The sequence below is a fragment of the Azospirillum sp. Sh1 genome (assembly GCF_008365135.1).
Classification (GTDB): Bacteria; Pseudomonadota; Alphaproteobacteria; order Azospirillales; family Azospirillaceae; genus Azospirillum; species Azospirillum oryzae.
In genome coordinates, this window is record NZ_VTTK01000001.1 from 479862 (window position 1) to 496716 (window position 16855).

A 16855-nucleotide genomic window follows, 5' to 3' on the forward strand; every position below is an offset into this window, starting at 1 on the left:
CACGCGATGGACTATCGCGGCAGGATCGTCGGCATGGAAACCCTCTCCTCCAACGCCGCATTGCTGGTCATCGACCTGCAGAAAGCCATCGACGACCCACGCTGGAGCCGGGTCGGCCCGCGCAACAACCCGCAGGCGGAGGCCAACGTCGCCGCCTTGCTGGCCGCTTGGCGGCGGGACGGACGGCCCATCGTCCATGTCCGCCACGATTCGGTGGAGCCCGACTCCAGCTACCGCCCCGGCGGCCCCGGCCACGCCTTCAAGGACGAGGCGATACCGTTTCCGGCCGAGACGGTTATCAGCAAGCGGGTGAACAGCGCCTTCATCGGCACCGGCCTGGACGACTGGCTGCGCGCCCGCGGCATCGCCACGCTGGTGGTGGCCGGCGTCATCACCAACAACAGCGTCGAGGCGACGGTGCGGATGGCCGGCAACCTCGGCTACGACGTGCGCCTGGTGGCCGACGCCTGCTTCACCTTCGCCAGGAAAGACCGGTCGGGGCGGCTGTGGACGGCGGACGAGGTCCACGACCTGTCGCTCGCCAACATGGACGGGGAGTATGCAAAGGTCGTGGACACCGCGGAGCTGTTGGGCTGATTGCCCCCACCCTACGCCAGCTTCGCCTTCAGGAACTCCACCGTGCGCTTCCAGGCCAGATCGGCGGCCTCCTTGTTGTAGCGCTCGGCCGAGGTGTCGTTGTGGAAGGCGTGGTTGACGCCCTCGTACACATAAATCTGATGCTCGACGCCGGCATTCTTCAGCGCCTCGTCATAGGCGGGGATGCCGGCGTTCACGCGCTGGTCCAGCCCGGCATAGTGCAGCAGCAGCGGCGACTTCACCGTACCGACCAGCGCCGGGTCGGGGGTCGGGCCGTAGAAGGCGACGCCCGCCTTCAGATCGGGCGCCTTGATCGCCAGCCGGTTGATCATGCCGCCGCCCCAGCAGAAGCCGACCGCCCCGACCTTCGCCGAGGAATAGCGGTAGGCCATCAGGTAGCTCATTGCCGCGATCAGATTGTTGACCGTCTTGTCGGGGTCGAGCTGGCCGATCATGTCGCGGGCCTTGTCGGCGTCCTGCGGCGTGCCGCCCAGCGGCGACAGCAGGTCCGGCGCCAGCGCCACGAAGCCTTCGGTGGCAAGGCGGCGGGCGACGTCCTCGACATAGGCGTTCAGGCCCCGGTTCTCGTGGATGACGACGACCGCCGGAGCCTTGTCGATCAGCTTTGGCCGGGCAAGATAGCCGGACACGTCGCCGGTCGCCCCCTGGAAGGACACCTTTTCCGCCGCCAGACGGGTGTCGTTCTCGCCGACCACGGCGGCACGGGCATAGTTCGGCTCGATCGCCGACAGAATCGCCGGAATGGCTGCCGCACTGCCGGCCAGCGCCGCCAACCGTTCCAGGAAGACCCGGCGCGGCAGCGGCGCATGGGTGTATTCGTCGTAGAGATCGATGATCCGCTGGTCCATCCCCGCATGCCCCCTGTCTTTTCGGTTCCGCAACTCAGCCGGTGCGGTCGCGCTTGAGAGTGGGGGCACCGCGCCGGCTTGGCAACCGGGGGTGCGGATCCGCTTTCGGCCTATGACGCTGCTTATGAGGCTTCCGGCGCTACCTCGCTCAGCGGAACCAGTTCCGACGGCTGATACTCCACCAGATGCCCGTCGCGCATCTCCAGAACCCGGTCCATGCGGCGGGCGAGGTCCAGGTTGTGGGTCGCCACCAGGGCGCCGACCTTGGCCTGCCGGACGATGGCCGACAACATGGCGAAGACGTGCTCCGCCGTGTGCGGGTCGAGGTTGCCGGTCGGCTCGTCGGCGATCAGCAGCGACGGGGCGTTGGCCAGCGCGCGGGCGATGGCGACGCGCTGCTGCTCGCCGCCGGACAGGCGGGCCGGGCGGTGGGTGCCGCGCTGCTCCAGCCCGACCATGCGCAGAAGCTCGTCCGCGCGCTGGCGGGCGACCGACTTCGACACGCCGGCGATCATCTGCGGCAGGACGATGTTTTCCCGCGCCGAGAATTCCGGCAGCAGGTGGTGGAACTGGTAGACGAAGCCGATGGAGCGCCGCCGCACCTCGGTCCGTTTGCCGTCGTCCAGGTTGGACACGTCGGTGCCGGCGATGCGCACGACGCCGTCGGTCGGCCGCTCCAGCAGTCCGGCGATGTGCAGCAGCGTCGATTTGCCGGCACCCGACGGGCCGACCAGCGCCACCAGTTCCCCGGCGCCGACGGTCAGGTCGACCCCGCGCAGCACCTCCAGCGTCTCTCCCGCCTGTTCGAAGCGGCGGACGATCCCCTTCAGTTCCAGCATCGGCTGCATAACCACGTCACTCATAGCGCAGGGCCTCCACCGGATCGAGCCGGGCGGCACGCCAGGACGGATAGATGGTGGCGGCGAAGGACAGGCCCAGCGCCATCAGCGTCACCTGAATGACCTCGCTCCAGTCGATCTTCGCCGGCAGGTGGGACAGGAAGTAAATCTCGGCATTGAACAGGTTGGTGCCGGTCAGCCCCTGGATGACCTGTCGGATGCTCTCGATGTTCAGCGCGAAGGACACGCCGAGCGCAAGTCCCAGCAAGGTCCCCGTCACCCCGACGCTGGCGCCGGACAGGAAGAAGATGCGCATAATCATGCCGCGCGTCGCCCCCATGGTGCGCAGGATCGCGATGTCGCGCCCCTTGTCCTTCACCAGCATGATCAGGCTGGAGATGATGTTGAAGGCGGCGACCATGATGATCAGCGACAGGATCAGGAACATCACGTTGCGTTCGACCTGCAGCGCAGTGAAGAAGCTGGCGTTCGACTGCTGCCAGTCGACCACTCTGCCCTCCCCCGCCACCACCGACTGGACGGCGGCACGGGCGGAGGCGATCTGCATCGGGTCGCTCACGAAGACCTCAAGCGAGGTCACGGCGTCGCCGGTGCGGAAGAAGGCCTGCGCCTCCTCCAGCGGCAGGAAGATGAAGCTGTTGTCGTATTCGAACATGCCGACGTCGAAGATCGCGCCGATGGGATAGCTGCGCATCCGCGGCACGGTACCGAAGGCGGTGACATTGCCCTGCGGCGCGATCAGCGTGATCTGGTCGCCGATGCTCAGGCCCAGCCGCTGGGCCATGCGCACGCCGATGGCGACGCGGTCCTCGCCGAACTCGTCCGCCGAACCGCGGATGATGTTGTTGGCGAGCGTCGGGCGCACCCGGAAATCCTCCGGCCGCACGCCGCGGATGACGGCGCCCGATGCGACGCCGCGCACCGACACCAGCGCCTGCCCCTCCACGGTCGGGGTGACGTTGACCACGCCCGGCGTGTTGCGCAGCTTGCCGGCCAGGATGTCGAAGTCCGGCAGCGGTCCGCCGCGCATGTTGTAGACGTTGAGATGCCCGTTGAGGCCGAGCACCCGGCCCAGCAGCTCCGCCCGGAAGCCGTTCATCACCGCCATCACGATGATGAGCGTCGCCACGCCGAGCGCGATGCCCAGCAGCGAGAACCCCGCGATGACCGAGATGAACCCTTCCTGGCGGCGCGCCCGAAGGTAACGCATCGCGACCATGCGTTCGAAGGCGTTGAAGATCATGAGGCGGGGGTCCTGTGACGAGGGCATGCAGGTGGGCGGAAACGATGCCCTACATAAGAACGTGAGCATGGCGGGAAAAGGGCAAAGCCCGGATCGCCGACTTGGGCGATCCGGGCTTCCTGTTCGAGCTAAGCCGATCAGCCCAGCAGCTTCGCCAGCGCCGCCTCGACCGGAAGCTCTTCCTTCTCGCCCGTCGCGCGGCGCTTCAGCTCGACGACGCCGTTCTTCAGGCCGCGCGGGCCGACGACCAGCTGCCACGGAACGCCGATCAGGTCCATGTCGGCGAACTTGGCGCCGGGGCGCTCGTCGCGGTCGTCATAGGCGACTTCAAGGCCGGCCGATTCCAGCTTCGCATACAGCTCGGCGCAAACGCGGTCGGTCTCGGCGTCGCCGGACTTCAGGTTGATCAGGCCGACGTTGAAGGGGGCGACGGCGTCCGGCCAGATGATGCCGTTGTCGTCGTGGCTGGCCTCGATGATCGCACCCATCAGGCGCGACACGCCGATGCCGTAGCTGCCCATCTCCACCGGGATCGACTCGCCGTTCGGGCCGGCGACCACGGCGTTCATCGGCTTGGAATATTTGGTGCCGAAGTTGAAGATGTGGCCGACCTCGATGCCGCGGGCCGACACCAGTTCCGACTCCGGCACCGGGCTGTTGGCCGGATCGTGCTTCTCGTCGGTCGCGGCGTAGATGGCGGTGACTCGGTCGAAGAAAGGCTGCAGGTCGTCCTCGATGCCGGGGGCGTCCTTCAGCACGTCCAGGTTCATCCAATCCTTGTGGCAAAAGACGCCACTCTCGCCGGTCTCGGCCAGGATGATGAACTCGTGGCTCAGGTCGCCGCCGATCGGGCCGGTATCGGCGCGCATCGGGATCGCCTTCAGCCCCATGCGGGCGAAGGTGCGGAGATAGGCCAGGAACATTCTCTGGTACGAACGGCGCGCGCTGTCCGCGTCGATGTCGAAGGAATAGGCATCCTTCATCAGGAATTCGCGGCCGCGCATCACGCCGAACCGCGGGCGGATCTCGTCACGGAACTTCCACTGGATGTGGTAGAGGTTCAGCGGCAGCTGGCGGTAGCTCTTGACGAAAGAGCGGAAGATGTCGGTGATCATCTCCTCGTTCGTCGGGCCGAACAGCATCTCGCGGTCGTGACGGTCGGTGATGCGCAGCATCTCCTTGCCGTAATCGTCGTAACGGCCGCTCTCGCGCCACAGATCGGCCGACTGGATGGTCGGCATCAGCAGTTCCTGCGCGCCGGCTGCGTCCTGCTCCTCGCGGACGATCTGCTCGATCTTGCGCAGAACCCGATAGCCCAGCGGCAGCCAGGCATAGATGCCGGCGCTGGTCTGGCGGATCATCCCGGCCCGCAGCATCAGGCGGTGCGAGACGATCTGCGCCTCGGTCGGGGTCTCCTTGAGGGTCGGCATGAAGAAGCTGGACAGCCGCATGGCTCTGCTCTCGTGTGCGAGGTGTTCGACAAGGCCGCACGCGCATGGCCCCTGCGGACAGGAACGGACACGGGCGCGGCGGGTGAGCGACTTTAGGAAGGTCGCCCGCACTTGTCCACTGTAAGCCCCCCGCTTGGCCGCCGGCTACCGGGAGCGGCAGTAGAGGTAAAGGCGTTCCTCGGCGCCCGGATCGATCGGTTGGCCGTTCAGATAGAGTTGGTTCCCGACGACGGTCAGCCACACCGCGGTGACATCGTCGGGCAGAAACGGCACCGACGGCAGGGCAATTCCCATGCGCCGGGCAAGATCGACCGACAGCGGCAGGTCGATGGGGATCGGCGGCTGCGCGCCCGCGCTGCCGGCCAAGTCGGCCGGGGCGACCGCGCGGCCATGCACATCCACGCCCGGCCGGTATTCCACGTCGGCGGCCGGCACATGACGGGTCAGCCGCTGGCACAGCGACAGATCCACCACCGGCCGGTCGCGGGCGGCATCAGGGGTCAGCGGGATCGGCCCGGGACGCGGCTGCTGGGTTTGCGCCGATGCCGGCAAGGCCGCCAGGAAAAATGCCGCAGCCGCCAGACCGGCGTGCAGGGTGCCGCGCGCGCTCACAGCGTGTGCCGCTCGGCCACCGGGGCCGGGTTGCGCATGGCTTTCCAGTAGAGCGACAGGTAGGGCATTCCTTTTTCCGCCTCCTCCTGGGTCCGCGCCGACTGGCGGATGTATTTGCCGATGAAGGGCTTGTTCACATGCTCAAGGTCCACCGCGGCCTTCAGCACCAGGAACTCGCCGATCTTGTCCGGCAGATTGTAATGCCATTTCTGCAGGCAGTCGGAGGTCACACCCGGCTTCGCCTGTTCGGGTTCGGGCAGGTAGAATTCCTGGTGGTGATACTGCGAGATCTCCTTCCACGCCTGCGCCACGCGGCCGGGCTTCAGGCGCGGCAGCGCCTTCAGGATGCGGACATCGTCATGGAACAGCGGCAGGAAACCCCGCTTTTCCGCCAGTTCGGTCAGCATGGTATGCAGGCCGGCCATGACGCCGCCCTCGCCGCCCTCGCTGCCGGCTCTGTCCGCCTTCTCCTCGCGCTTGCGGCCGAACAGCGCGCTGAAGAACCCTTTCTTCGGTTTGGCCTGAGTCCCGCCACTGCTGTCCTGCCCGACCTTGCGTTCGTCCCACAGCGAGTCCCAGGCATATTCCCAGGCGGTGAAGACAGCGTTGGAGCGGTCGTCGAGGACCGTCAGCAGATATTCGCGCCCCTCCCGCGCCCAATCGACGTCGCCGACGATCGCGCGCACCGGACGGCGGCTGAGCACCACCGGCAGGATGCCGACGCGCACCAACTCCTGATAGAACTCGACGAAGGACGGTGTCTGGATGAAGGGCAAGACCGAGCATGGCTGAAGCTCCGGCGCCAGCAACTCCATGCTTTTCTTGGTCCGCTCCAACAGTTCGGTCGACAGAACCGCGGCGAACTGATCGAACCGTTCGTTTTCATTCGCGGCCATCGGCGCCTCGACTGTCGTCCTTTTTTCCTGCCACCCGCCGAAGCGGGCAAAGGCCCAAATGAAAAGTGGGCAAAGCGGATTCGCCCCGGCGGTGTGCCCCCCGGTGACGATCTCGCAGCCCGGCTCATAGCCCTGATTGGGGAAATCTCCGATGCGAGCTAAGCCAAGCAACGCTACCAAGTAAACCGTTAACGTTTTCTGGAGCAGCGCGGAAATTTTCTGTCCGCGCGCCTGCCCGGTCTCCTCCCGCCCGCCGGATAAAGAAAGGCCGCGCGGCAGAAGCGGCGCGGCCTGTCGAGTTTAGGGAGGAATCGCCACCAGGCGTCGGAAAGGGAGGAATATCCTCCCTCATCACTCCCAAAGAGTGAACCCGAGCCACGGCCATAGCAAGCCCAAAACAAAGGCAGAGACACTTCATGCACAAAGTTTTTGCATTTCTGCCCGGCTTTTCGGCGATTGCCGTCGTTCTGGGCGACGGTTTGCCTATTCCATGGGCGCGTATCCACGATACCCGGCGTCCACCGCCCCCTTCCAAGGCGGACTCTGGGCAAGCACGGTGGCCTGAACCGGGCAGTCGGACTGATGGGCGCCCGGCAGATAGCCCAGGCTCATCAGGAATTCCCCGACGATCTCGCCACCGGTGAAACGGAAGGTCCGGCCGAACAGCTTCACCCACTCCGCTTTGGTCAGCGGATGATGGGCGCGCAGCCAACCATCGAAGGAGCCGTGGGTTTCCCGCAGCGCGACGATGCGGCGGGCGTTCTCGATCACCGCGTCCACCTTCAGGCGGTTGCGGATGATGCCGGCGTCCGCAAGCAGCCGCGACCGCTCGGCCTCGCCATAGGCGGCCACCCGGTCGATGTCGAACCCGTCGAAGGCGGCGCGGAAAGCGTCACGCTTCTTCAGGATGGTCAGCCAGGACAGGCCCGCCTGATTGATCTCCAGCACCAGACGCTCGAACAGCACGCGGTCGTCGCTGCTGGGAAAGCCGTACTCGCCGTCGTGGTAGGGGCCGTGATGGGGATGGCCGGGTGCGGCCGCGCAATAGGTCAGGCTCACCCGCCTCGCTCCTCTCGATGGTCTGGCCAATCTGGCGTCAGAACATGTCCCGCGCCATGTCCCGGAAGGAGATGATGCCGGACCGCTCGATCCCGAAGATCACCAGCCACACCAGCAGGGCGACCAGCGACGTGATCATGAACTTGCGCAGGATGCGCGGCTCGACCGGCGCAGAGGAGGCCATGCCAGGCTCCGGGCTCTCCGGCGTCCGGACGCCCCAGGGCAGCACCGCGAACAGCACCACCCACCAGACGACGACGTAAACGAAGGCTCCAGTCACCCAGTTGTCCATCGTCCCCTCCGCGTTTCAGCCGTTCAGGCCTGCTCCAGTTCCACCAGCGTCCCGCAGAAATCCTTCGGGTGCAGGAACAGGACCGGCTTGTCATGGGCGCCGATCTTCGGCTCGCCGTCGCCCAGCACGCGGGCGCCCTGCTCCTTCAACCGGTCGCGGGCCGCCAGGATGTCCTCCACCTCATAGCAGATGTGGTGGATGCCGCCGGAGGGGTTCTTTTCCAGGAAGCCGGCGATCGGCGACTTCTCGCCGAACGGATGCAGCAGTTCGATCTTGGTGTTGGGCAGGGTGACGAAGACGACGGTGACGCCGTGCGGCGGCAGATCCACCGGCTGCGACACCGCGGCGCCCAGCGTGTCGCGATAGAGCGCCGTCGCCGCCGGAAGGTCCGGAACGACGATGGCGACGTGGTTGAGCTTCCCGATCATGCGTGTCCTCTCGCTGGCTGTCGCTGGCCCGTTAGCGGGCTCTGATAAGCCGGTTATACATCATTTCGGTTCTTGGATTCGCTCAGACGCGGACCAGATGGACCTCTGTCACCGGCTTCTTGCCGTGGGTCGCGTTGAAGCAGCGGCGGACGGCGATCCGCGCCGCCTCCTTCACCTGGGCGTCGTCGGCCCGCGCCGATTTTGGCAGCATCGCCACCGATTCGCGCACCGCATCCACCACGTCCAGCAGCAGGTCGCGGTCCGTCGCCTCGTCGATCAGCCCCATCACCGCCAGCTGCGGCGCCGTCATCAGTTCGCCCGTTCCGGTCATCACCAGCGTCACCACGGCGGCGCCGTTGTTCACCATGCGGTTGCGCGCGCGCATCATGCCGGTGTCGAGCGGTACCAGACGCTTGCCGTCCACCGCCATGCGTCCCGCCCGCACAGTGGCCACCACCCGCGCGCCCTCCGGCCCGTCGAGCCGGAGGACTTCGCCGTTGGCCGGAACGATGCTGTGGGCGACCTGACAGTCCTCCGCGAGGGCGGCATGGGCCTGCTGGTGGCGCTGCTCGCCATGGACGGGCACGGCGATGCGCGGACGCACCCACTGGTACATGCGCACCAGTTCGTCCCGTGCCGGGTGGCCGGAGACATGGACCGGCGCCTCGTCCGCCGTCACCAGCTCGACGCCCTGGGCGACCAGCTGGTTCTGCATGCGGCCGATGGCGCGCTCGTTGCCGGGAATTTCACGGGAGGAGAAGATCACCACGTCGCCGCGCGACAGCGTGATCTGCGGATGATCGTTGGCGGCGATGCGGGCAAGGGCTGACCGCGGTTCGCCCTGACTGCCGGTGCAGATCAGCACCAGCTTCTCGCGCGGCAGGTAGCTGGCGTCATGCTCCGACAGGAATTTCGGCACGTCGGCGAGATAGCCGGTGGCCCGCGCCGCCTCGTTGATGCGCCACAGCGACCGGCCGACCAGCGCCACATGGCGGTCATGCGCGGCGGCGGCGGCGGCGATGCTCTCCAGCCGCGCCACATTAGTGGCGAAGCAACTGACGGCGATACGGCGGTCGCGGTAGCGGCCGAACAACTCCATCAAGGCGGCACGGACGGTCGCCTCCGACCCGGCGGCACCCGGCACCAACGCGTTGGTGCTGTCGCCGACCAGCGCCAGCACCCCTTCATCGCCGATGGCGCGCAGCCGCTCCTCGTCGGCCGTCTCGCCGACCAGCGGCTCGGGGTCCAGCTTCCAGTCGCCGGTGTGCAGGATGGTCCCGGCCGAGGTACGGATCGCGAGCGCGTTCGGTTCCGGAATCGAATGCGTCATGGTGACGTACTCGACGGAGAAGGGACCGGCCTCCACCGTGCCGCCCAGCGGGATCTCGTGGATCGGCACCGTGCTGCTCAGGCCCTTCTCATGCAGCTTGGCGCGCAGGAAGGCAGCGGTGAAGGGCGTGCAATAGACGGGACAGCGCAGTTCCGGCCACAGATACTGCACCGCGCCCAGATGGTCCTCATGCGCATGGGTCAGCACCAGACCGACCAGATCGTCGCGACGCTCGGCGATGAAGGTCGGGTCCGGCATGATCACGTCAAGCCCGGGCATGGTGTCGTCGGCAAACGAAATGCCGAGATCGACCATCAACCACTTGCCCCGATGGCCGTAGAGATTGAGGTTCATCCCGATCTCGCCGGAACCGCCGAGCGGGACGAAATACAGTGCGCCATCCTCCGGAACGAAGGTGTCCGCCGGGGCTTCGGACGTTCCGGCGGCTGTCTTGGAGGATTGTGTCATTGGACCGTGTTGCGCTTGTGGATCAGGAGGAGACCGCGGAGCGTCAGCTCGTTGTCGGTGTGTTCGATCACATGGGTAGCCTTGGCGAAAAGAACAGCCAATCCGCCGGTGGCGACCACCCGCATCGGTTCGCCGTACTCCGCACGGATGCGGGAGACCAGCCCCTCGATCAGCCCGACATACCCCCAGAAGATGCCCGACTGCATACAGGCGATGGTGTTCTTGCCGATCACCTCGGCGGGCGGCTGGATTTCGACGCGCGGGAGCTTGGACGCGGCCATCTGCAGCGCTTCCAGCGACAGGTTCAGCCCCGGCGCGATCACGCCGCCGCAGTAATTGCCGTCGGCATCCACCACGTCGAAGGTGGTCGCCGTGCCGAAATCGATGACGATCAGCGGGGTCTTGTAGGTCGCCGCGGCGGCCACCGTGTTGACCAGACGATCGGCACCCACCTCCTCCGGCCGGTCGACCAGAGCCTTGGCACCGAGATCGACTCCGGGCTGGCCGACGATCACCGGCTCGCAGCCGAAATGATCCTTGCACAGCCGCTTCAGGTTGAAGGTGGCCCCGGGCACCACGCTGGCGATGATGGCGCCATGGATGTCGACCGGCTTCAGCCCCCTCAACGCCATCAGGTGGGTCAGCCACACCATGTATTCGTCGGAGGTGCGTTTGGGATCGGTTGCCGTGCGCCAGATGCCGCGCTGGCGGTCGCCGTCATAGATGGCGAACACCACATTCGTGTTTCCGGCGTCGATGGCAAGCAGCATGGCAAGGTCCTGAAGGCGATGGACGTTTGAACTCGGCTGGCGAACTCAGCCCGCTGGAGGCGGGGCGAAGAACACATCGCCGGCGGCGATCCGCTGCCGCGGGCCGCCGTCCGTTGGATCAAGCAACAGAACGCCGTCGCTGTCCAGATCGGCGAAAGTCCCGGGGATCGTCCGATCGGCCAGCCTGACCAGGATCGGCCCCCCCAACCCCTTGGCCCGCGCCAGCCACGCCTCGCGCACAGGCGCGAAACCATGGGCGCGCCAGCGGCCATACCAAGTCGCCAGATGGTCCGCATAGACCTCGAGCAGCGCGCCCGGTCCCATCGGCGGAGCGCCCTCGGCGATCAGGGAGGTGGCGCCGTAATCGGCGGTCGCGGGAAAATGCCGCAGGTTGATGCCGACCCCCAGCACCACCCAGGCGATCCTGCCGTCGGCTGCCGGCTCCGACTCGAGCAGGATGCCCGACAGCTTGCGGTCATGCACCAGAACGTCGTTGGGCCATTTGCAGCGAACGCCGATCGGGTCAGGCAGGACCGACTCGGCTGTTTCCGCGATGGCGAGCGCCGCGACGAAGGAGATCTGTGCCGCCTCCGCCGGTGGCAGGCCGGGCCGCAGGATGGTCGTGCTGTAGAGGTTGCCCTCGGGGGAAGTCCAGGCGCGACCACGGCGTCCACGACCGCTGTCCTGCCGGCGCGCCCAGACGATGGTGCCCTCGGCCGCCCCGGAACGCGACAAGGCCTTCGCTTCGTCGTTCGTACTGCCGACGGAGTCGAAGGCCTTGACCTGGAAGCCCGGAGGCAGGCGCAGACGCGCCGCCTCCGCTTCGAGCGATAGCGTCATCGGTCGGATGTCACCCGGCGAACAGGGCCGCGGCAGCAGCAGCCGCACCGTTCAGGATCGGCGCCGGAGCGACGAAGAACAGCAGGGTGAACAGGCTGGTCAGCACCAGGACGCCGGTCATGCCGTCGTCGTCGACCTTGTCGACCACCACCGCGGGCTCATCGAAATACATGATCTTGATGATGCGCAGATAGTAGAAGGCACCCACGACGCTGGTCAGCACACCAACGACGGCCAGCGTGTATTCCTGCGCGGCGACGGCGGCCAGGAAGACATAGAGCTTGCCGAAGAAGCCCGCCATCGGCGGGATGCCGGCCATGGAGAACATGAAGATCGCCATGGTCGCGGCCAGCATCGGATTGGTCTTGGACAGGCCGGAGAAGTCCTTGATCTCCTCCAGCATCCGGCCCTTGGCCTTCATGCTGAGGATGACGGCGAAGGCACCGATGTTCATGGCGATGTAGAGCGCCATGTAGATCAGCACGCCGCGCACGCCGTCCTGGGTCCCGGTGGTCAGGCCGACCAGCGCGTAACCGACATGGCCGATGGAGCTGTAGGCCATCAGACGCTTGATGTTGGTCTGCATGATGGCGACGAAGGAACCGATCACCATCGACAGGATGGCGGTCGCCACCAGCACCTGATGCCACTGGGCGGCGAGGTGGCCGAACGGTTCCATCACCACGCGGGTCAGCAGGGCGATGGCCGCCACCTTCGGCGCCGCCGCGAAGAAGGCGGTCACCGGGGTCGGCGCACCCTCATACACGTCCGGCGTCCACATGTGGAACGGAGCGGCCGAGATCTTGAAGGCCAGACCGGCCATCACGAACACCAGGCCGATCACCAGACCCGGCGACACATGCGCGCCGCCGGCGAACAGCGCCGCCACCTTGTCGAACGACGTCGTGCCGGCGAAGCCGTAGACCAGCGAGGCGCCGTACAGCAGCATGCCCGAGGACAGCGAGCCGAGAACGAAATACTTCAGGCCGGCTTCCGACGACTTGCCGCTGTCGCGGCGGAAGGCCGCGATGACGTAAAGCGCCAGGCTCTGGGTCTCCAGGCCGACATACAGCGAGATGAAATCGTTCGCCGAAATCATCATCAGCATGCCGAGCGTGGCGAACAGCATCAGCACCGGGAACTCGAAGCGGGCCATCTGCTCCCGCTCGTTGAAGCCGAGCGAGAGGATGACCGCGAAGGCCGCAGACACCAGCACCAGCACCTTCATGAAGACGCCGAAGGCATCCATCACGAACATGCCGTTGAAGGTGACGACGCGGCCGCTGCCATAGCCCATCGCCAGGACGGCGGCGAGCAGCATGCAGACGATCGCCAGGTAGGAGACGGGACGGGTGAAACCGTCGCCGCGGAACACGCCCAGCATCAGCAGGGCGACGCCCGAGAGTGCCAGGAAGATCTCCGGCAGGGCCGGCCAGATGTCGGGAAACACTGCGGTCATGTCGAAGAACCCCTTACCGAGCGGCGACCGAGACACCGGACGCGGCGTGCGACGCGGCCAGCTTGGTCTGGTAGGTCTGGATCAGCTGCTCGACCGACGCCGAGGTGACGTTCAGGAAGCTGCTGGGATAGACGCCCATCCACAGGACGACAACGATCAGCGGCACGAACACCGCGATTTCGCGCGGGGTTATGTCGAACATCGCCTTGACGTCCGGCTTGGTCAGCTTGCCGTAGACAACGCGGCGGTACAGCCACAGCGCATAGGCGGCGCCGAGAACCATGCCGGTGGCGGCGAGGGCGGCAACCCAGGTGTTGTCGCGGAAGACGCCCATCAGCACCAGGAACTCGCCGACGAAGCCGGCGGTGCCCGGCAGGCCGACAGAGGCCATGGTCATGAACAGGAAGACCACCGCGTATTTCGGCATGTTCTTCACGAGGCCGCCGTAACGGGCGATCTCGCGGGTGTGCAGCCGGTCATAGACGACGCCGACGCACAGGAACAGCGCACCCGACACCACGCCGTGGGACAGCATCTGGAACACCGAACCCTCGATGCCCTGCTGGTTCAGCGCGAACATGCCGATGGTGACGAAGCCCATGTGGGCGACCGACGAGTAGGCGATCAGCTTCTTCATGTCCTCCTGGGCGAGAGCGACCAGCGAGGTGTAGATCACGGCGACGACCGACAGGGTGTAGATCAGCGGCGCGAAATACTCGGTCGCTTCCGGCAGGATCGGAATGTTGAAGCGCAGGAAGCCGTACCCGCCCATCTTCAGCAGCACGCCGGCCAGGATCACCGAACCGGCGGTCGGCGCCTCGACGTGGGCATCCGGCAGCCAGGTGTGGACCGGCCACATCGGCACCTTCACCGCGAACGAGGCGAAGAAGGCCAGCCACAGCCACAGCTGCATGTTGCGCGGGAACTGGGTGGCGGTGATGGTCGGGATGTCGGTGGTGCCGGCCACATAGTACATGGCCAGGATCGCCAGCAGCATCAGGACCGAGCCGAGCAGCGTGTAGAGGAAGAACTTGAAGGCGGCATAGACACGGCGCGGACCGCCCCAGATGCCGATGATCAGGAACATCGGGATCAGGACGCCTTCGAAGAACATGTAGAACAGAACGAAGTCCAGCGCGCAGAACATCCCGATCATCAGGGTTTCCAGCGCGAGGAAGGCGATCATGTATTCCTTCAGGCGGACCTGCACCGACTCCCAGCTCGCCAGGATGCACAGCGGCATCAGGAAACCGGCGAGGACGACGAACAGCACGGAAATGCCGTCGACCCCCATGTGGTAGTTGATGCCGAACTCGGGGATCCAGCCCGCCTTCTCGACCATCTGGTAGCCGGGATTGCGCGGATCGAAGTTGGCCCAGACCAGCAGGGTCAGGACGAAGGTGACGAGGGTCGTCCACAGCGAGATATACCGCACGTTCCGCAGCACGTCCGGGGAATTGCCCCGGCAGAACAGCAGGATCAGCGCGACGCCCACGAGCGGCAGGAAGGTCGCGAACGACAGGATCGGCCAGCTAGCCATTGTTGTTGTTCTCCTTCGAAACCGCTCAGCCGAAGACCGACAGCCAGGCGACGAGCAGGACGACCCCGATCACCATGGCAAAGGCGTAGTGATAGACGTACCCCGACTGCAGCCGGCTGGCGCGTGCCGCGACGTCGCGGGTGGCGGCGGCGATGCCGTCCGGACCCACGCCGTCGATCACCGCCCCGTCGCCCGACTTCCACAGGCCGTAGCCCAGGGCCTTGGCCGGACGGGTGAACAGCGCATCGTACAGCTCGTCGAAATACCACTTGTTGTAGAGGAACTGGTGGATGCCGCGGAAGGTGGAGGCGATCCGGCCCGGCAGCCGCGGCATCATCACATAGCCGATGTAGGCCATGGCGATACCGATCAGGCCGACCACCAGCGGGGCGACGGCGACCCAGCCCGGGGTGTGGTGGTGCGCGGCCTCGATGGCGTCATGCTCGTGCAGGGTCATGATGGCCTTGCCCCAGAACTCCATCCGGTCGTGGCCGATGAACCACTGGTGGAAGCCGAAGCCGGCGAACAGCGCGCCAAGCGTCAGGACCGCCAGCGGGATCAGCATGACGACGGGCGATTCGTGAGCGTGGTCGTACACTTCCTTGTCCATCCGCGGCGTGCCGTGGAAGGTCATGAACAGCAGGCGCCAGGAGTAGAAGGCGGTCAGCAGCGCCGCGGCGATGCCGAGAGCGAAGGCGAAGCGCCCGACCCCGCTGCCCGACGCGAAGGCCGCCTCCAGGATCATGTCCTTGGAATAGTAGCCGGCGAAGAAGGGCAGACCGGCGAGCGCCAGATTGCCGATCCACATCACCGCATAGGTGAAGGGAATCTTGCGCCAGACGCCGCCCATCTTCCGCATGTCCTGCTCATGGTGCAGGGCATGGATGACCGAGCCGGCACCGAGGAACAGCAGGGCCTTGAAGAAGGCGTGCGTGAACAGGTGGAACATGGCCGCGCCGTAGGCGGAGACACCGGCGGCGAAGAACATATAGCCGAGCTGCGACATCGTCGAATAGGCGATGACGCGCTTGATGTCGAACTGGGTGAAGCCGATGGTCGCCGCGACGAAGGCGGTCAGGCCGCCGACCACCGTCACCACCTCGAGCGCCGTCGGGGCGTATTCGAAGACGGGCGACAGGCGGCAGACCATGAAGACGCCGGCGGTGACCATGGTGGCCGCGTGGATGAGTGCCGACACCGGGGTCGGGCCTTCCATCGCGTCCGGCAGCCAGGTGTGCAGGCCGAGCTGCGCCGACTTGCCCATCGCGCCCATGAACAGCAGCAGGCAGGCGATGGTCAGGCCATTGAAGTCCCAGCTGAGGAAATGCAGCGTCTGACCGGTCAGCGTCGGGGCCTTGGCGAAGATCGTGTCGAACTGGACCGAGCCGGTCAGCACGAAGATCGCGAAGATGCCGAGCGCGAAGCCGAAGTCGCCGACGCGGTTGACCAGGAAGGCCTTCATGGCGGCGGCATTCGCCGACGGCTTCTCGTACCAGAAGTTGATCAGCAGGTAGGAGGCCAGACCGACGCCCTCCCAGCCGAAGAACAGCTGGACCAGATTGTCGGCCGTCACCAGCATCAGCATGGCGAAGGTGAACAGCGACAGGTAGCCCATGAAACGCGGCTTCTGCGGGTCCTCGGCCATGTAGCCGATGGAATAGACGTGCACGCAGGCCGAGACGGTGTTGACGACGATCAGCATCACCGCAGTGAGCTGGTCGACGCGCAGCGCCCACTTCACGTCCAGCGTGCCGCTCTGGATCCAGGTCATCAGCTCGATCGTGCGCGGATTGCCGTGCACGGCGACGTCGAAGAACAGGATCCAGGAGAGGATTGCCGAGACGATGACGGCGCCCGCGGTCACGAACTGCGAGACGCGGTCGCCCACGGTCGGCGGGCCGGCGACGACATGGTGGTCGTCGTGGGCGTCGTCGTGCGCGTGGTCCAGCTCGTCGTGCGAGATGTGGTGGGCATGATCGTCATGGGCATGGGCGATCCGGGCGTGCCCGTGATCGTCATGGTCATGACCGTGGCTTCCGTGACCCGCGGCTGCCGGCTCGGCCTTCGGCCCGCCGAACAGCGCGATCGATCCGGCGACGAGGAACGCCAGGAGCGGAAGGAATACGACTAGCACTTCCATG

Annotated in this window: 16 protein-coding genes; 1 reads left to right on the forward strand and 15 read right to left on the reverse strand. The window is 66.2% G+C overall.

The genetic code is table 11. The annotated features are described in order from the left end of the window. The first annotated feature begins 33 nt into the window (after positions 1-33). Positions 34-597 carry a cysteine hydrolase family protein gene (locus FZ029_RS02240; RefSeq protein ID WP_149267842.1) on the forward strand — a complete coding sequence of 188 codons (564 nt, stop codon included), beginning with the start codon at positions 34-36 and terminating at the stop codon, positions 595-597. An 11-nt stretch (positions 598-608) separates the two neighbouring features. Here FZ029_RS02240 and FZ029_RS02245 read toward each other — a convergent pair whose 3' ends face one another. The 15 genes from FZ029_RS02245 to nuoL all read right to left on the reverse strand — a co-directional run bounded on the left by FZ029_RS02245 (position 609) and on the right by nuoL (position 16854). Then, the gene (locus FZ029_RS02245) at positions 609-1466 is read right to left on the reverse strand and encodes a dienelactone hydrolase family protein (protein WP_149267843.1); all 858 of its coding nucleotides are present in this window, start codon (positions 1464-1466) and stop codon (positions 609-611) included. A gap of 122 nt (positions 1467-1588) precedes the next feature. Beyond that, the gene (locus FZ029_RS02250; RefSeq protein WP_085089932.1) at positions 1589-2329 is read right to left on the reverse strand and encodes an ABC transporter ATP-binding protein; all 741 of its coding nucleotides are present in this window, start codon (positions 2327-2329) and stop codon (positions 1589-1591) included. Further along, positions 2322-3569, reverse strand: a complete 1248-nt coding sequence (locus FZ029_RS02255) for a lipoprotein-releasing ABC transporter permease subunit (RefSeq protein ID WP_149198191.1) — start codon at positions 3567-3569, stop codon at positions 2322-2324. The genes FZ029_RS02250 and FZ029_RS02255 overlap by 8 nt, the downstream gene beginning before the upstream one ends. 137 nt (positions 3570-3706) lie before the next feature. After that, on the reverse strand, positions 3707-5020 hold the full coding sequence (proS, locus tag FZ029_RS02260) for a proline--tRNA ligase (protein WP_149267844.1): 1314 nt from the start codon (positions 5018-5020) through the stop codon (positions 3707-3709). Between the two features lie 144 nt (positions 5021-5164). Next, the gene (locus FZ029_RS02265; protein ID WP_247892106.1) at positions 5165-5632 is read right to left on the reverse strand and encodes a hypothetical protein; all 468 of its coding nucleotides are present in this window, start codon (positions 5630-5632) and stop codon (positions 5165-5167) included. Beyond that, positions 5629-6528 carry a hypothetical protein gene (locus FZ029_RS02270; RefSeq protein WP_149267845.1) on the reverse strand — a complete coding sequence of 300 codons (900 nt, stop codon included), beginning with the start codon at positions 6526-6528 and terminating at the stop codon, positions 5629-5631. Before FZ029_RS02270 ends, FZ029_RS02265 begins: the two co-directional genes overlap by 4 nt. A 483-nt stretch (positions 6529-7011) precedes the next feature. After that, on the reverse strand, positions 7012-7587 hold the full coding sequence (locus FZ029_RS02275; protein WP_149267846.1) for a DNA-3-methyladenine glycosylase I: 576 nt from the start codon (positions 7585-7587) through the stop codon (positions 7012-7014). A 37-nt stretch (positions 7588-7624) separates the two neighbouring features. After that, entirely contained in the window at positions 7625-7879 is a 255-nt protein-coding gene (locus tag FZ029_RS02280) for a DUF1467 family protein (RefSeq protein WP_149267847.1), read from the reverse strand. A gap of 23 nt (positions 7880-7902) precedes the next feature. Then, the gene (mce, locus tag FZ029_RS02285) at positions 7903-8307 is read right to left on the reverse strand and encodes a methylmalonyl-CoA epimerase (RefSeq protein ID WP_085089939.1); all 405 of its coding nucleotides are present in this window, start codon (positions 8305-8307) and stop codon (positions 7903-7905) included. 82 nt (positions 8308-8389) lie between these two features. Continuing rightward, positions 8390-10105 (reverse strand): ribonuclease J, encoded by a 1716-nt coding sequence (locus FZ029_RS02290; RefSeq protein WP_149267848.1) that lies wholly within the window; start codon positions 10103-10105, stop codon positions 8390-8392. Further along, complete coding sequence (locus FZ029_RS02295; RefSeq protein WP_149198185.1) at positions 10102-10875, reverse strand: type III pantothenate kinase; 774 nt, start codon at positions 10873-10875, stop codon at positions 10102-10104. Before FZ029_RS02295 ends, FZ029_RS02290 begins: the two co-directional genes overlap by 4 nt. Positions 10876-10920: 45 nt before the next feature. Then, positions 10921-11715, reverse strand: coding sequence for a biotin--[acetyl-CoA-carboxylase] ligase (locus FZ029_RS02300; protein WP_149267849.1), 795 nt, complete (start codon positions 11713-11715; stop codon positions 10921-10923). A 10-nt stretch (positions 11716-11725) separates the two neighbouring features. Then, positions 11726-13174, reverse strand: a complete 1449-nt coding sequence (nuoN, locus tag FZ029_RS02305) for an NADH-quinone oxidoreductase subunit NuoN (protein ID WP_149198183.1) — start codon at positions 13172-13174, stop codon at positions 11726-11728. A gap of 13 nt (positions 13175-13187) precedes the next feature. Beyond that, on the reverse strand, positions 13188-14714 hold the full coding sequence (locus FZ029_RS02310; protein ID WP_149198182.1) for an NADH-quinone oxidoreductase subunit M: 1527 nt from the start codon (positions 14712-14714) through the stop codon (positions 13188-13190). A 25-nt stretch (positions 14715-14739) separates the two neighbouring features. After that, positions 14740-16854, reverse strand: a complete 2115-nt coding sequence (gene nuoL / locus FZ029_RS02315; protein ID WP_149267850.1) for an NADH-quinone oxidoreductase subunit L — start codon at positions 16852-16854, stop codon at positions 14740-14742. Between the last annotated feature and the right edge of the window lies 1 nt (position 16855).